The sequence below is a fragment of the Pseudomonas vancouverensis genome (assembly GCF_004348895.1).
GTDB lineage: Bacteria > Pseudomonadota > Gammaproteobacteria > Pseudomonadales > Pseudomonadaceae > Aquipseudomonas > Aquipseudomonas vancouverensis.
The window spans coordinates 25,229-40,815 of the sequence record NZ_RRZK01000026.1; the positions used below are offsets into that span (position 1 = coordinate 25,229).

Annotated in this window: 13 protein-coding genes and 1 pseudogene; 7 read left to right on the forward strand and 7 right to left on the reverse strand. The window is 53.0% G+C overall.

The annotated features are described in order from the left end of the window. Positions 1-140: 140 nt before the first annotated feature. The 7 genes from EIY72_RS18290 to EIY72_RS18320 form a co-directional block, all read right to left on the reverse strand. A complete protein-coding gene (locus EIY72_RS18290; RefSeq protein ID WP_093215914.1) occupies positions 141-1,508 on the reverse strand; it encodes a DUF1329 domain-containing protein in 1,368 nt (455 codons plus the stop codon). Positions 1,509-1,522: 14 nt separating this feature from the next. Beyond that, positions 1,523-3,379, reverse strand: coding sequence for a DUF1302 domain-containing protein (locus EIY72_RS18295; protein WP_093215909.1), 1,857 nt, complete (start codon positions 3,377-3,379; stop codon positions 1,523-1,525). Between the two features lie 110 nt (positions 3,380-3,489). After that, positions 3,490-3,798, reverse strand: coding sequence for an AMP-binding protein (locus EIY72_RS18300; RefSeq protein ID WP_093215905.1), 309 nt, complete (start codon positions 3,796-3,798; stop codon positions 3,490-3,492). Beyond that, positions 3,798-4,751, reverse strand: coding sequence for a fumarylacetoacetate hydrolase family protein (locus tag EIY72_RS18305; protein WP_093215901.1), 954 nt, complete (start codon positions 4,749-4,751; stop codon positions 3,798-3,800). Before EIY72_RS18305 ends, EIY72_RS18300 begins: the two co-directional genes overlap by 1 nt. Before the next feature lie 63 nt (positions 4,752-4,814). Further along, a complete protein-coding gene (locus tag EIY72_RS18310; protein ID WP_093215896.1) occupies positions 4,815-5,912 on the reverse strand; it encodes a VOC family protein in 1,098 nt (365 codons plus the stop codon). Between the two features lie 175 nt (positions 5,913-6,087). After that, on the reverse strand, positions 6,088-7,383 hold the full coding sequence (locus EIY72_RS18315) for an OmpP1/FadL family transporter (RefSeq protein ID WP_093215891.1): 1,296 nt from the start codon (positions 7,381-7,383) through the stop codon (positions 6,088-6,090). Positions 7,384-7,565: 182 nt separating this feature from the next. Beyond that, positions 7,566-8,639 carry an amidohydrolase family protein gene (locus EIY72_RS18320; RefSeq protein ID WP_093215886.1) on the reverse strand — a complete coding sequence of 358 codons (1,074 nt, stop codon included), beginning with the start codon at positions 8,637-8,639 and terminating at the stop codon, positions 7,566-7,568. A gap of 204 nt (positions 8,640-8,843) precedes the next feature. On the opposite strand from EIY72_RS18320, the gene EIY72_RS18325 reads away from it, so the two are divergent. The 7 genes and pseudogenes from EIY72_RS18325 to EIY72_RS18355 all read left to right on the forward strand — a co-directional run. Continuing rightward, complete coding sequence (locus tag EIY72_RS18325) at positions 8,844-9,449, forward strand: TetR/AcrR family transcriptional regulator (protein ID WP_093215881.1); 606 nt, start codon at positions 8,844-8,846, stop codon at positions 9,447-9,449. A 238-nt stretch (positions 9,450-9,687) separates the two neighbouring features. Next, positions 9,688-10,557: an alpha/beta fold hydrolase gene (locus tag EIY72_RS18330; RefSeq protein ID WP_093215877.1), complete on the forward strand. Its 870-nt coding sequence runs from the start codon at positions 9,688-9,690 to the stop codon at positions 10,555-10,557. A gap of 24 nt (positions 10,558-10,581) precedes the next feature. Then, positions 10,582-11,577, forward strand: a complete 996-nt coding sequence (locus tag EIY72_RS18335) for a VOC family protein (protein ID WP_093215873.1) — start codon at positions 10,582-10,584, stop codon at positions 11,575-11,577. Positions 11,578-11,590: 13 nt separating this feature from the next. Then, on the forward strand, positions 11,591-13,342 hold the full coding sequence (gene mhpA, locus EIY72_RS18340; RefSeq protein ID WP_093215869.1) for a bifunctional 3-(3-hydroxy-phenyl)propionate/3-hydroxycinnamic acid hydroxylase MhpA: 1,752 nt from the start codon (positions 11,591-11,593) through the stop codon (positions 13,340-13,342). Continuing rightward, positions 13,339-14,130, forward strand: coding sequence for a 2-keto-4-pentenoate hydratase (locus EIY72_RS18345; RefSeq protein ID WP_231985522.1), 792 nt, complete (start codon positions 13,339-13,341; stop codon positions 14,128-14,130). The genes mhpA and EIY72_RS18345 overlap by 4 nt, the downstream gene beginning before the upstream one ends. A gap of 54 nt (positions 14,131-14,184) precedes the next feature. Continuing rightward, positions 14,185-15,126, forward strand: a complete 942-nt coding sequence (locus tag EIY72_RS18350; protein ID WP_093215860.1) for an acetaldehyde dehydrogenase (acetylating) — start codon at positions 14,185-14,187, stop codon at positions 15,124-15,126. Positions 15,127-15,136: 10 nt separating this feature from the next. Beyond that, a pseudogene (locus EIY72_RS18355) lies at positions 15,137-15,587 on the forward strand (4-hydroxy-2-oxovalerate aldolase); the annotation flags it as partial.

The window sequence follows — 15,587 nt, forward strand, 5'->3', positions numbered from 1 at the left end:
AAAAAGGGATAGCTCTCAATTTTTTCTCTTTTCGAATAGCTGAAAAATTGCTATGGCAAAAAAAAGCCGCCAGCAAGATGCGGCGGCGAGGTCTCAGGCTTTCGCCATCGACGAAGTAGCGTCAGGTTTTGCTTAGGCCACTAGCGAACTCCAGCACTTCTTAAGGCTGCCGGTGTGTAGTCCGCTCCTAGGGCTTTAAAGCCTATTTCCATCGGTTTTTCTTCTTCATTGCGTAGCCCTGAAACGATGTATCGACCATTGATCAGATCGTAAAGCGCCTCTACTCCCAGCCAAGGTATCTGCTTATCGTAGATCTGAGTCATAAAGCCTTCTGCCACTCGCCACAGGATGTTGCGAGCGTCGTAGTGGTCTGCTAATACGATTTGCCAAGTGTCCTCATCAACGTACAAGACGCGCTTAGCATAGATGTGCCGTTGGTCTGGCTTTAACGTCGCCTCCACTACCCAGGTACGATGCAGTTCATAGCGAGGTAAGTCGGCATTCAGATGGCCTGCTTTAACCACATCACTATATTTCAGCTGCGGAGAGTCAAGCTTGTAGTTGTTGTACGGGATATAGATTTCCTTTTTCCCCAGCAGCTTCCAGTCATAACGATCTGGTGCACCATTGAACATGTCCAGGTTATCAGCCACTCGCTGCCCATCCGATGCGGGATAAGGACCATCGTAAGCAATCTGCGGGGCGCGACGCACACGGCGTTGACCCGCGTTGTAGACCCAAGCCATACGAGGCTCTTTCACCTGATCGAGTGTTTCGTGAACGAGAACCACATCGCCGGCCAAACGAGCCGGAGCAGTAACCAGCTGCTTGTAATAAAACAATACGTTCCCGGGGTTTTTCGGGTCGAAGTCCTTTAGCTGGTCCCGATAGGTGAATTGCTGATCGAAGTACACCGGCATGAAAGTGCCGTCTGCCAACGGTGTCGCCTGTACGTGGTTACGACGGACGCTGCCGCCCCGATAGCGTGTAAGGTGATTCCATATCACTTCCAATCCGCTCTGCGGAATAGGGAACGGTATAGCGATATCAAAATTATCCAGGCCATTGCCACCAGATATCAGATGGCTATTTATCGCGTTGGCAGCAATCGCTTTATAGACTGAGTCCGGTAGGCTCGCACTGCGGTGGCTTGGGTATACCTGCATACGATAACTTTCAGGGTAGCGTCGAAGCATTGCTAACTGGCCGGGGGTGAGCTTCTCCTGATACTGGGCAGCGTTTTGAGCAGTGATCGTGAACAGCGGCTTCTCATTCGCGAACGGGTCGCTTAGTGCCCCATTAACCCCGATTTCACCGGTGTTTTTGGAGAACCCGCCATTCCATGGTCCGATACTGCCATCGGCGTTGCCTGCTTTTTCCGCACCAATAGGGGTTAAGGTACTCCCCAGTTTCGCAGCTTCACCAGCCGTTACTGCAGCATGAGTGTTGCTGGCCAGTAGAGCGATGGCGATGGCTAATTTAAAACGGAGCAATGCTTTTGTTTTCATTAGGTTGCTTCCACTCAGAAGGAGACGCCGACGCTCAGGGCGACGAAGTCTCGGTCGATGTTGACGTTGTAATCGCCACCGAAGAAATCGGTATATGCCAAGCTAGCGTTGTACGTATTCAGGTAGGTTGCATCGAGACCGACACTGACTGCTTTGGACCCTTCGTTAAAACCAGGTTCCGGACCGTAACCTGACACATCATGCGACCAAGCAATATTGGGGCGTAGTTCAACGCCCGGAATGACGTTGTTGTATTCCCAGATCGCTCGTGCGCGATATCCCCAGGAGTTGCTGGTAGCAAAGCCATCGTTGTTGCAGTTGTTTGGCGTCACACTGGTGCTGGTACAGAGGTTGTTGTTTGGGTACAGACGACCTTGACCATAAGCAGTGCTGCGACCATAGCGCAGCCCGCCTTTACCTTCCAAACCTCCAATATGAGTGGCACCCACTTCGCCAATTAAGGTCACTCGATCAGCGCCCATGACTTGGTCGAAAAAGTGTGTTGCCGTTACTTGCGCTTGCGTCACTTCTTTACGCCGGTAACCACTGACATCGCTGCTGTTGGCCAAGGTCACAGCACCGGAAGACAGAACAGGCGAGGCCGCTGGTACTCCAATCGCAGCGCTGATCAGGTCCACTGGATTAATTTGCAGTGGCATGTTTGGTCGATAGCTGAGCTCACCAGATAAGGTGGTGCCGCTGGCCAAACTGGTGCTAAAACTCAAGCCATATAAACGAATGTCCTCCGGGTAATCCGCGAAGTACTTCGAGGTACCTAGGCGATACGCTTGACCCAATTGCTGGCCAGCGGCACTCCCTAGAAAGCTGTTGCAACCAGCCAGCGGGACGCCGAGATTGCCGCATAATTGTGGAGCAAACCCCGTGTCCGTTACATGAGGGCTGGTGACGGCACTGATATACGGTTGACGGCTGTGGTAATTGAGAAAATAGGCACCGAATTCGCTGTCCAATTCCGGAGCGAACCAGCGTAGTGCAGCACCAAACTGACCACCATCCCGAGCATCGCGATCACCAGCACGAGGAATCTCAATACCTTCTGAAGTCAGATTGACCCCGAATGGACGCAGAGCGGCTTGTGCTGCGGCATTTCGATTGAGAATGGGCCCCACCGGCAACCCCCCACAACCATCGGCTATCACATCGTTCTGCGAAAAAAATGTACCGCAGTTGTCGATGACCGTCTGGTCCCACTCCAATTGATAGAACGTCTCGGCAGTAAGGTTTTCTGTCAAGTTCTGGGATAAGTAGAACATGTTGACCGGAATCAGCCCTTCCTTGATCTCTGCACCCGGACGGCGGAAAGCGGAGATATCTACTGGGTTGATCGAGTTGATACCGCCTTGGATAAATGTACTCTCGCCCCAGCTAACCACTTGCTTGCCAACACGCACGGTTCCTGGCAAATCGCCGATCAAATAGTTATGGTAAACAAAAGCATCCAATAGTTGCGCACCTGCCGACTTTGCACCCTCTTTACGGTTGCTATCATCAATGTCTTTGAACGGGCGACTTTCGTCTTTGAGTTCAAAGTCATACCAGTACTTACCGCGCACGAATATTCCGGAATCGCCGTATTTCAATTCAAGATCATGAATGCCCTTGAACACTTTCGAGAAGGTATCGCCTTTGCCGAAATTACGTTTGCCGTCATCGGCGCTGTGACTGCTCAGCAGTTCTGGATCAGGGTTACGTAATGCCCAGCTGGCGCCCACGGACAGCGATGAATCCAACTGCCCCTGAATTTCGCCAATGTTGAAATTCACTGCATACGCGGGCGCACTGATACCGCTTGCGAGACTGATGGTCAGCGGTAAATAGAGCTGTCGCCCGATTGGAGGTTTACGCATCATAACCGTCACTACCTCTTGTTGTTTTTGTGGAGGTGTTCCCGACCTGCCGCAGTTTTTTGGGCGCAGCAAGCCTTACTGGCCAGTACCGTGGGCATTGGCCGGTGTTCGGTTTATTTCGAGCGGTATTGCGTGAGTGTTTCGGGTAAATTAGGTAGAACAAATGCCACAACATCTTGCGAGCGAACCCCAAGGTCATGCAAAGCATTTGCAGTGCGAGTTATATCTGCAAACAACTGAGCGTAACTCCAGTCATGAGTATCACGACAAGACTGAGCCTCTAGAAAAAAACTCAACGCCGGAGCGTCAGGCATACGTTGCATCGCCGCATGCAACGTCGCGTAGGTACTGGCGGGCAAGTGGCGGTGGCTCAGCGGAGTTTGCTCAATGGCGCTTATATCCGCCAGATTTCGAACCGCCATCAGGCTTCTCCTACCACGTGGTTACGTTGTAGTCCCAAATCGATCACACCGTCGCCGCTGCGGATGCTGGCTTCCACAACGTCACCAATCTTGAGGTACTGAGTACGGGCAGCTTGAGCTTTAAGGAAAATCTTCCACTTCATAGCATCTGGTAGCAGTGCACCAAGACGCTGCTTGGCTGGGGAGGGTACAGTCAACGCACACCCCGACGGCGTACCTGTAGCAATCAGATCGCCCGCGGCAAAGTCCTGCAGGCCAGACAATTCGCTGAGGGTTTCTGCCGGACCAAATACCAAATTGGCGGTATTGTCGTTTTGGCGTACTTCTTCGTTGACAGTCAGTCTTAGTTGCAGTGTTTTGAGGTATTTCATCTCGTTGGGCGCCAGCAAGCACAGATATGGACCGACGGGGCCAAAGGTGCGGTAGCTTTTACCTTTGTAAAACTGCATCTGCGGAATTTGCACGTCGCGAGCTGAGTAGTCGTTGACGATCACTACGCCTGCGACAAACTCGTGCAGATTGCTGTCAGTAACTTGAGCCTTTTCTTTGATTTCTTGCTTGAGCACCAAGCCCAGCTCAATCTCATAATCGAGAAATCGCACATGCCGCGGTTTAATCAAGTCACTGTCAGCGGCCACGATGCAACTGGTTGCTTTGGTAAAAATCATGTTGAAGTGTTTGACGTCGGGATCCATGCCCGACTCAATCATATGCTGGCGATAATTGGCGCCCTGACACACAAACTGTTGATCTCGGGTCACGGGGCTCAGCAAAGTAATCTGATCCAATGACAGTTCATCGCCCTGCAATTCCATCAAGGAGGAATCGGTATTAGCCCGAATAAAGTCACCGGTACTAGCAAATTGGCCAGGAATGACGGTGATACGTTGCTGGCGGATTACCCCCCACTGAATTTTGTGCTGGTAAATAAAACGGACAACGTGCGTGGCCATGGCAGTGGTTCCTGTGCATCACATTTTATGTTCTAAATATCGGTGCGTTCAGGGCGCAACAAATCAGGCGAAAAGACGCGCCAAAATGATTAGCTTGCGAAAAGTTAGGTCCGGGCTATGCCGGAGATTGCGCAATAGCGAGCGGATATTAGCCACGTTGAATTTAGGTTTAGTGAAGCTCTTGGGCATGCGTTGGCCCCATTGCGCCATGGCCTCGGCGCTCACACTGTGCACACCCATGGCGTGCTCAGCGGTGAACAAATCACCGTCGCAATAGTGCTCATGTTTATCGCCCCAAGGATCCTGCCAATAGTCGAAAATTTGGCTTCCCAAAATGTGTCGACCAATACCCCAGGCATGTGTCCAACCTCGCTCGCGCAAGACACGCTGGCCCATACCGATTGCATCGGTATCAACCACCTCATAGGCGCTATGGCTGTAGGTAGGCATAAATCCTTGAACAAGAGCCAGGGTGTGGTGATCCGCTGGGGTGTCACCCAAGTCCAGACGCATAAAGGTCACAGCAGGCGAACCGTCGGGGAGTACCTGCACGTCACTGGGGATCAAGCCAAAATGCTGGGTATACCATGCACACGTTGCCTGATAGTCCGCGACTTCCAGTACTACATGGCCTAGACGAAGGATTTCAGGAGGCGTTTGCGGAAGACGCTGGGTAGCATTAACTCGTGGCGAGGTCTCAGGTTGATTGAAAAGTAGCGCTGCGCGGTGTGGCAGTTCGATCGCAGGAGTTTGCCCGCAAATAGCCTCAACTAAAAAACCGGAAGGGTCGGTTAACGTAACTAGCTCACCCCCACCAGGAGCCTGTGCCTTTTCAATGGTAGAGGCCCCGGGTATTTGGGCAATTACCTTTAAATCTTCATGGCAACTCAATGACAAGCCAAATCCGATAAATCGGGGTGTTTCTGCTCGTTTTACACGATAGCAATAAGGTGCTGAGCCAGTGCCGCGCAGGTACAACTCATCATCGCTACGCTGCGTGATGATCAGACCGAAGTCAGTTAGATACTGCTCAGCCTTGTCGAGGTCTGGTCGTTCGAAAATCAGATAGGCGATGCTTGCGGCCTTGACGGAGGGTTTGGAGTGACGCGCCGGTTGCGGCGTTGCCAATACAGCTTGGGGAAAAGCAGTGTGGCCTATCATTTTTATTGTTCTCCGTTGCCTTTTCGCGGGCCAAGACTGTCCATTGGCCTTGAATAACAAAGCCGCAATGTTTGGTTAGCGGTGAATCAGTTTCGTTTACGTAGAGCTGGCTGTTCGATGATTTTTAGCCTTCGCTCGTCCTCACTCTTGGCGGGGGACGGCCACTCCGTCACTTTCAAAACGCATAATTCAGTTGTAAGCCTAGTCCGTTGATCGTGTTCTGATATTTTGCGCTGTAACCCGGACGCAAACCGCCTTGCGAAGTGGGTTGAGAAACTTTGACTGTGTCTTCGCGGATATAGCCGTACCCTAAGTCCAACGACGTTTTGTCGGTCGCTTGCCAGTTCAAACCCAATGTTAAGATTTTACGATCGCCAGAGGGTGCCCGAGTCGAGGTGTACTGGTTGGGCATTGGAGTTGGTTCGTAAGCGATACCCGTACGAATTTTCCACTGTTTGTTGAGGCGGTAAGACATGCCTGTTGAAAACGACCATGTGTCACGCCACTTTAGGGTTTCGACAATCGTATCGAATGCGGCGTAGGAAGACGGCACCCCCGTATTCTGGACATTCAACTCAGGCACCCGGCTCCATCTACTCCATAACGCACCGGCGGAGAAGTCCAGACGTTCGCTGAAGCGCCAGGTTGCTGAAGCATCGACGGTTTCGGGCGTAGTGAAGTCGAGGCTCGAATCGTATTTTCCATTGAGCCCCGGTAACCGCAGCGCTGGAATTGGAGCCAGAAGTCCATTGGCACCGGACACTTTAGTCTTGCCCTTAAGGGTGTAATCAACCTTCGAGTGATAGGTCAGCCCCAGCGTCAAGTCATCAAGTGGATCGAACATGATGCCCACATTGAAACCCAGTGCGGTATCGTCGCCTGTTACCTTGACCGTGCCATCACCTTGCCCCCCCACCGCTCGATTGTTGATCTTACTTTCAAGCAGTCCGTCGATACGGTTAATCGTTGGTCCAAACCCTACTGACAGTCGATCATTGATTCGATAGCTCAACGTAGGCTGCAAAGTCACCACTTTCACCTGGGTGCGTGAGCTGCGGTAGCGTCCTTGGAAGCTATCTTCGTAATCCGTCGAACCGCCAAAGGGAGCATAAACTCCCATCCCAATATGCCAGTCCTGGTTGAGTTGCAAAGTGTAGAAACCCGAAGGCACCACGACCGGGCTGGGTACCATGTCGCCACGGGAAGTACCCGGTACCGACGTGTTAACTGCACTGATGTGGGTGTCGACATCGATGAAGCTAATACCGCCACTGACGTGCTCACCCGCCAATTTCGACATGCCGGCAGGGTTGCCGTAGACAATGCTGGCATCCTGAACGTCCGATGCACGACCGGAATACGCCTTGCCTGCGGAGCTAATACTCTGCTCATTGACCTGTAAGCCATTGGCCAGAGTATGAGTAGACATAAGGCAAAGCCCCAGTGCGCAAAACTGATTTTTTATTGTCATGGCTACGGCTCTTATTATTTTTCTGAAGCGGTCGGAAATTACTCTCGATCAACCAATTGAACACTCATGTTCAAATAAAGTCAATAGAGATCAAATCTGTTTTGATTGGATCGTTTTCACCTGGAAAACCCACAGACCAAAAAGGCAATCCGCGCATCTGATGCGTAGACAAGGGCCCAGCTTCAGCGGTTGCGGATTCGCTCGGCCATCGCTCCCAACGGGCGGGTAAGGCTGCGCTTGAAGCGCTGTGTGAACGATTCCCCCTCATAAATTGGAGCGGGCGCGATGACTTCGTTGGGTTGCTTGAACTGCGGGAAAAGGCTTAAGGCATGGCCACGATTAATTCCGTGTTGAACCGAATGCGGCCACATCGTTGAGCTGTCCAGGGTTTGACACTGCAAAGCCGTGGCGGGCGCAGGTGCGAAGGGAAAATCACTACCAAACAGAATGTGCGATGGGTCTACCAGCTCTTTAAGTGCCGCCATGGAGAAGCTCGACGGGGAAAGTGCCGTATCGTAGTAAAAGCGCCGTATGTAGGTCATGACGCCCTGGGGAGCATTGTCTTGGAACTCTGGCAAAGCATTGGCGAGGGATACACGCCAAGCAACGAACGGTAGAAAGCCACCAGAGTGGGAGAGAATCCAGCTGATGCCAGGATAGCGCTCCATTGTGCCGCTTAATATCAAGTTGACCGCCGCACGGGTTGTGTCGCAGAGAAACTCGATCAGAAATCCAGGTGTCTGCAACCCAATGCTCTCGCTGGTTTCATGCATGTTCGGATGAACAAACACCACGGCCTTACGTCGGTCCAGTTCAGCCATCAGCTCGTCAAACCTCGGATCTCCGAGAAACACGCCATCCGTACTTCCGAGGAGCACGACTCCTTCTGCTTTTAACGTATCCAATGCATACACAGCTTCAGCACAGGCCGCTTCGGTAAACGGCATGGGAAGCACAGCAAAATTGCCAAACCGAGTGGGATAACGAGAGCGCATGTTGACAGCGAACTCGTTGCAACGGCGTGCCAATACGCTGGCCTCCTGCTTTCCCCCGCCAAAATGTACTCCTGGGGCCGACAGCGAAGTGATCGCTCGCTCTATCCCATTCACGTCCATAACCTCAATGGATTTTTCCGGTGTCCATTTCGGCAGGGGGGCCCCCGCGACCTTGCTAAGGCCTTTAGCGTCCATGGCTTCTACAAAAGCAGGGGGGATGATGTGGTGATGAACGTCAATACGGCCTTGTTTGATTGACATGGCGACTCTCTTGGCTGGAGTTCTACTGAACGACAGGGCTACTGAGGGGGCACGGCACCTAACACGAGTGCGAGCAGCGGTCTAACCGACGAGGACAATTTTGAACATCAATGTTCAAATTTGTCAACGCACTCTTCGTCTGAGTTGCTTTATTTTGAACGCAGATGTTCAATGTTTTTTTGATGTCCTAATGGAGTTCAGTCCTTGAACTTAAGCACCGTTCAAAAACGAATCCACGAAGCGGCCATGCGGCTATTCGCCGAGAAAAGTGTCGGAGAGGTCAATGTCAGTGAGCTTGCACAGATCGCCGGTGTCGCTCGTGGCACGATCTACAACAATCTCACCTCGATCGAATCATTGTTCGAGGATGTTGCCAGTCAACTGAGCGCCGAAATGAATGACCGCGTAGCCCGAAGCGCCAATCCTGAGATGCAACCGACCGAACGCCTAGCTAATGGCATTCGCTTTTATATCCGCCGAGCCCATGAAGAACCTTACTGGGGCAGCTTCCTCGTACGCTATGCGGCCAGTAACACGACGTTGCAACAAATGTGGACCGGACCTCCAATGCACGACGTGCTCAGTGGCTTGGCCTCCCAAAAATACAGCTTTCGTCAGGAGCAGCTGCCGTCAGTGATGAGCATGATTGGCGGTAGCGTACTTGTTGCGACCATGTTGGTGATCCAAGGCCACAAAACCTGGAGGGACGCCGGCTCCGACACGGCCGAATTCGTGCTCCGGGCATTAGGGGTCCCCGCCGACGAAGCACAATTGATTGCCACCAAAGAATTACCTTTGCTGCCCATCTGATTCTTTCATGCCTACCTGCCATCAGGTCCTTTCTCTTTTGAAGGTCTCGATGGCAGAGCCCCTTCCAATCTCACATACCGTTTTTCGGACTGCGTACGTCCCTCTCAAAGGGTGCAATCCAGATTTTGTTTAAAAAACACAGTTGAACACAGTTGTTCATTTTTGAGCTTAAGTGATAAAGTCGACAAAAGCACAGACCCGTTTGATGGGGAGCAGTGCCTTTCGACAGGAGCTAACAATGAACAATAAAGAACCCCTCCCTGCCCTGACCTCACGAACGGTGCAGGTGGGTCGTCGGCAAATATTTATCAGCGAGATAGGCACAGGGCACCCACTTCTGATGCTGCATGGTGGTGGCGCTGGTGCATCCGGCTTATCCAACTACTCAAAGAACATCGATGCGCTATCTCGACGGTTTCGGGTGATCGTTGCCGACATGCCTGGCTACGGCCAATCAACCAAAGGCGTTGATCGTAAGGATCCTTTTGGGGACTTGGCCCAAGCAATGCTTGGTTTGCTGGACAGTCTGAAAATCAGCAGTGCACACGTGGTCGGCAATTCATTGGGCGGAGCCTGCGCGTTACGCATGGCGTTGGATGCTCCAGAACGGGTTTCTGCATTGGTGCTAATGGGGCCAGGTGGTGTCAATACGACACGCAGCCTGCCAACTCCCGGTCTAAAACTATTGCTCAATTATTATTCGGGTGAAGGTCCAACCCTGGCCAAAATCACTCGTTTTATCCGTGAGTATTTAGTCTATGACGGCAGTAAAGTCAGCGATGCGATGATCCAAGAGCGCTACCAAGCGAGTATTGATCCACTAGTAATCGCTGCTCCGCCTTTGCGCAAACCTCAAGGTATTCCAAACTTTCGTAACTGGGATTTCACCCGAGATCCCCGCCTGAAAAAATGCCAAGTTTCGACCCTGGTGCTCTGGGGGACTGAAGACAAGGTCAATCGCCCCAGTGGTGGCGAAGCACTTCGCAGACAAATGCCTGACTGCAACCTCTATCTGTTTAGTAAAACCGGTCATTGGGTGCAGTGGGAGCGCGCGGATGAGTTCAACGCCGTGACCACCGCGTTTCTCAGTTGCCGCACTGCGCTCTGACTTGCCGATATGGAGAATCAATCAATGGCAAACAGAGAAAGCCTAGACATCTTCGGCGCCAGCAGCATGGGATATGCGGTGATCGAGTCCAATCATTTGGAGTCGTGGCGTTCATTATTTCAGGACGGCATTGGTCTGCACTTGGCTTGTGACGATGAGCAAGCGGTGGCATTTCGTATGGATTCGCACCAACGCAGAATCATCGTCCAACGCGGCCGGCAGGAAGATTTCATTGCTGTGGGGTGGCAGCTGCGAGATCAAGAGACACTGACCGAAGTTTTACTTCGCTTGAAGCGACTGGGCATTCAAGCAGAGAACAGTGATCCGAGCGAAGCGGCTCAGAGGGGAGTGAAGGAGTTCTGGCGAATTGTTGGCCCCAAGGGGATGGCCGTCGAATTATTTTGGGAGCCATTGATTACCGATGAACCGCTGACGATGCTCAACGCCGGCTTTATCACCGGAATAGCCGGTATGGGACATCTGGCGATCACATCACGCAAGCCACAACAAATGCGTCGCTTCTGGCAAGAAATCTTTGATGCAAGAGATAGCGACCACATTGTTGAGCGCATTGCCGGCCTGACATTGGACATTGATTTTTTAAGGGTCAATGAGCGACACCACTCTATTGCTATCGCGCGCCTACGCGACTTGCCAATGGATCCGGTTCGCACCCGAATCCAGCATATGAATTTATTGACGATCTCTGCCGGCGCCCTCACCGATGCATTTTTGCGATGCCGAAAACTGGGTTTTGAGATGGCTCACGAAATCGGTGAACACCCAAACGATCGCGAACAATCGTTCTACGTGATGACCCCTTGTGGATTCGAGGTGGAGTTGGGTTGGAACGCTTTGGTCGTTGACGAGGCGCAATGGCAAACGACTTCGTATCAGGGCATTAGCCTCTGGGGCCATCGACCCGAGAAAACCGGCACTTGGCGCAAGTTAACTACCAATCTTGGCAACTTTGGCCGCGGCGTCCGTTCGTTGTTGAAGCCCGAGTATTCCCCGCTGTAAGAAGGGTACCCCTATGAATAATAAGAACTCTACTGAGCAGATGGTCGACGTGGTCATTTCTGGGCTCGGCCCAACCGGAGCAACCTTGGCGCATCTGCTGGGAATGCGTGGTTTGTCGGTGATCGTGCTCGAGCGCGAGCCTACATTTTATGGTAACGCTCGGGCGGTCTACACCGATGATGAATGCATGCGCGTCATGCAAGCCGCCGGAGTCGTGGACGAGCTAGCTATCAACATGCAGGTGGACACACCTGCCCAATGGGTGCTTGCGAATGGCGAAATACTGGGTCAGTACTGGCGCCTCGATCGCCCTTTCGGCTGGCCCATCATCAACTTTCTATACCAGCCTTGGCTTGAAACAACACTGACTGACTTACTTAAGCGCTACCCCTCAGTTCAGGTCGTCCGAGGCCGAGAACTCACGCAGTTTGAACAGGATGACGAAGGCGTCACCATTACTCACCAAGCCACCAGTAATTTTCGCTTCAGCGATGACACCGATACGCGGACCGAAATTGCTACCGACCCCGACCCACAAACCATTCGTGCTCGTTATTTAGTAGGTGCTGATGGTGGTCGTAGTACCGTTCGTGAAGCATTGGGTATCGGTATGAGTGGCAAGAACTTTCCAGAGCCTTGGCTGGTGGTCGATCTGGAAATGAAAGAAGGCGAGGACGCATTACGTCATCTCCCTTATTTCAGTTTTATCTGCGACCCCGAATGCCCTACCGTTTGTTGTCCTCAGCCTGGCCGCTTCCATCGCTTCGAATTCATGTTGATGCCCGGTCAGACAAAGGAGCAGATGGAAGATCCACAAGTCGTGCGTGCGCTCATCAGTCGCCATGTCGATCCAGATAAGTTCATTGTCAAACGTAAGCTGGTTTATACCTTCAATGCACTTGTTGCCAAAGACTGGCGCAAAGGTCGAGTCTTTATTGCTGGAGACGCTGCGCATATGACCCCTCAGTTCATGGGTCAAGGCATGAGTTCAGGAGTGCGCGATGCTTACAACCTCGCCTGGAAGCTGGACTCGGTCCTCAAGGGGCGCGCCAACGATCGGTTGCTCGATACATATGGGACTGAGCGCTTTCATCATGCCAAAGCCATGATTGATATTTCGGTGCAGATGAAAGATTTCGTTTCGATGTCTAACCCGATTACCAGCAGGCTGCGAAACATGCTTGTTAAGACCGTCCTAGTAACCCCATTTCTCGGTCGGTACGTTCGCGAGGGACGCTTCAAACCCGCCCCAACCTATGAACTCGACAGCTATTTGGGATTGCCACGCAAGCACCGACGCTCCCCTGAAGGCACGATGATCCCTCAGCCCGAAGTACGCACCTTCAAAGGAAAGCGTGTGCTGCTCGATGAGGTATTGGGCGAAGGGTATGCCCTTATTGGTCTGAATGTGGATCCCCGAGAACATCTTTGCCCAGCCTCAAGGCAATTGCTCGAAGCGCAGGGTACTCGCTATCTCACACTCTTCGAGTTCGCCAAACGTCCACAAGGCCAAAACGTTGAACGCACCAATACCTGTGAGTTAACAGAAGTCGAGGATGCAAGCGGTGAAATGGTTGCCTGGTTCAAGCGTTCGGGGTTCTCGTCAGGCGCCATTGCAGTCGTGCGTCCAGATAAATTCACATTCGCTATGGTCAAATCCAGTGATCTGGATCGTGCACTTGCTGAGCTCAAATTTCAGTTGCAATGGGTACCAGGCCAAGAGGTTGTGGCTCCTATTTCTTCTGTTTTGAGGAAAAGCGCATGAATCCGTTTCCGATGCAGCATCTGCAAGCAGCCGCCGCAGCGTTGTCTGTAGCTCGCGAACAACGAAAGCCCTGTACCCGAATATCAGAAACCTTCGGTATTGACTCATTGACAGGTGCCTATGCAGTACAAGAAATCAACACCAAGCTAGCGCTGGCTCGAGGCCGTCGTTTGATTGGGCGAAAAGTTGGACTGACCTCCGCGGCAGTGCAGCAGCAATTAGGGGTGAACCAGCCGGACTTCGGCATGTTATTCGCTGATATGGAAATTGCGGACGGCGGGGAAATTCAGACTAGTCAACTGATACAACCCAAGGCTGAGGGTGAGATCGCTTTTGTTCTGGGGCGCGATCTTCCCTATTTTGACACCACATTGGCTGAGCTTATGCGCGCGGTGGAGTATGTCGTTCCGGCCTTGGAAATCGTCGACTCAGCCATCGAAAACTGGAACATCTCTTTAGTTGATACGGTGGCAGACAATGCGTCATCCGCCCTTTATGTGCTGGGCAAACAGCCCACTCGACTTTCCTCGCTCGACCTGCGACTTGAAGGGATGTTGCTAGAGAAAAATCGGGTCACAGCATCTATCGGCGTAGGCGCCGCATGTTTGGGTAATCCGCTGGATGCTTGTCTTTGGCTAGCGCGAACCATGGCAGAGATGGGCCGTCCTTTGCAGGCCGGAGACGTGTTGCTGTCCGGTGCGCTTGGGCCAATGACACCGGTAGCAGCTGGAGACAGCCTGCATTTGCGTTTAACGCGTCTGGGCGAAGTCAGCTGCTGTTTCGTCTAACCCCAATCCTTCGCCGTACGCTCCAGACGTCCGGCCGCCTACGAGATCGACACAATGAGCCAAACAAAACTCAAGGTCGCCATTATCGGTTCCGGCAACATCGGCACCGACTTGATGATCAAAATTCTGCGTAACGCCAAGCATCTGGAAATGGCGGTCATGGTTGGTATCGACCCGGCTTCCGACGGCTTGGCCCGTGCCCAGCGCATGGGCGTGGCTACCACTCATGAAGGCGTTAAAGGCCTAACTGGCATGGACGTATTCAAGGACATCGACTTCGTCTTCGATGCCACCTCGGCCAGTGCCCATGTGAAGAACGACGCGTTTTTGCGCTCGATTAAACCCGGCATTCGCCTGATCGACCTAACGCCTGCGGCGATCGGCCCGTACTGCGTGCCGGTGGTCAACCTTGAGCAAAACCTCGATCGACTTAACGTCAACATGGTCACCTGCGGGGGCCAGGCGACCATCCCGATGGTTGCGGCGGTGTCGCGCGTGACCAAGGTGCACTATGCCGAAATCGTCGCCTCGATCGCTAGCAAATCGGCCGGCCCCGGCACTCGCGCCAACATCGACGAATTCACCGAGACCACCTCCAAAGCCATCGAGGTGATCGGCGGCGCAACCAAGGGCAAGGCGATCATCGTGATGAACCCGGCCGAGCCGCCGCTGATTATGCGCGACACGGTGTTTGTGCTGTCTGAAGTGGCCGACCCGGCGCTGGTCGAAGCGTCCATCGTGGAGATGGCCGCCGCCGTGCAGGCCTATGTACCGGGCTATCGCCTGAAACAAAAGGTTCAGTTCGACGTCATCCCTGAAGACGCACCGCTGAATATTCCTGGCCTTGGGAAATTCTCCGGCCTCAAGACCTCGGTGTTCCTTGAAGTCGAAGGCGCCGCCCATTACCTGCCCGCCTACGCCGGCAATCTCGACATCATGACCTCCGCTGCCTTGGCCACCGCCGAGCGCATGGCGCAGTCGATGCTCAACGCCTGAGGAGACCGACATGACTTTTAATCCCGGCAAAAAGCTCTACATCTCCGACGTGACTTTGCGCGACGGCAGCCATGCGATACGTCACCAATATTCGATCCAGAACGTGCAGGACATTGCCCGTGCCCTGGACAAGGCCAAGGTCGACTCAATCGAGGTCGCCCATGGCGATGGCCTGCAAGGCTCGAGCTTCAACTATGGCTTCGCGGCGCACACCGACCTTGAGTGGATTGAGGCCGCGGCCGATGTCATCAGTCACGCCAAAATCACGACGTTGTTATTGCCTGGCATCGGCACGGTGCATGACTTGAAAGCGGCCTACAAGGCCGGGGCGAGAGTGGTACGCATCGCCACCCACTGCACCGAAGCGGATGTGTCGAAACAGCACATCGAGTATGCCCGCGAGCTCGGCATGGACACCGTCGGCTTCCTGATGATGAGTCATATGATTCCGGCCGATCAGT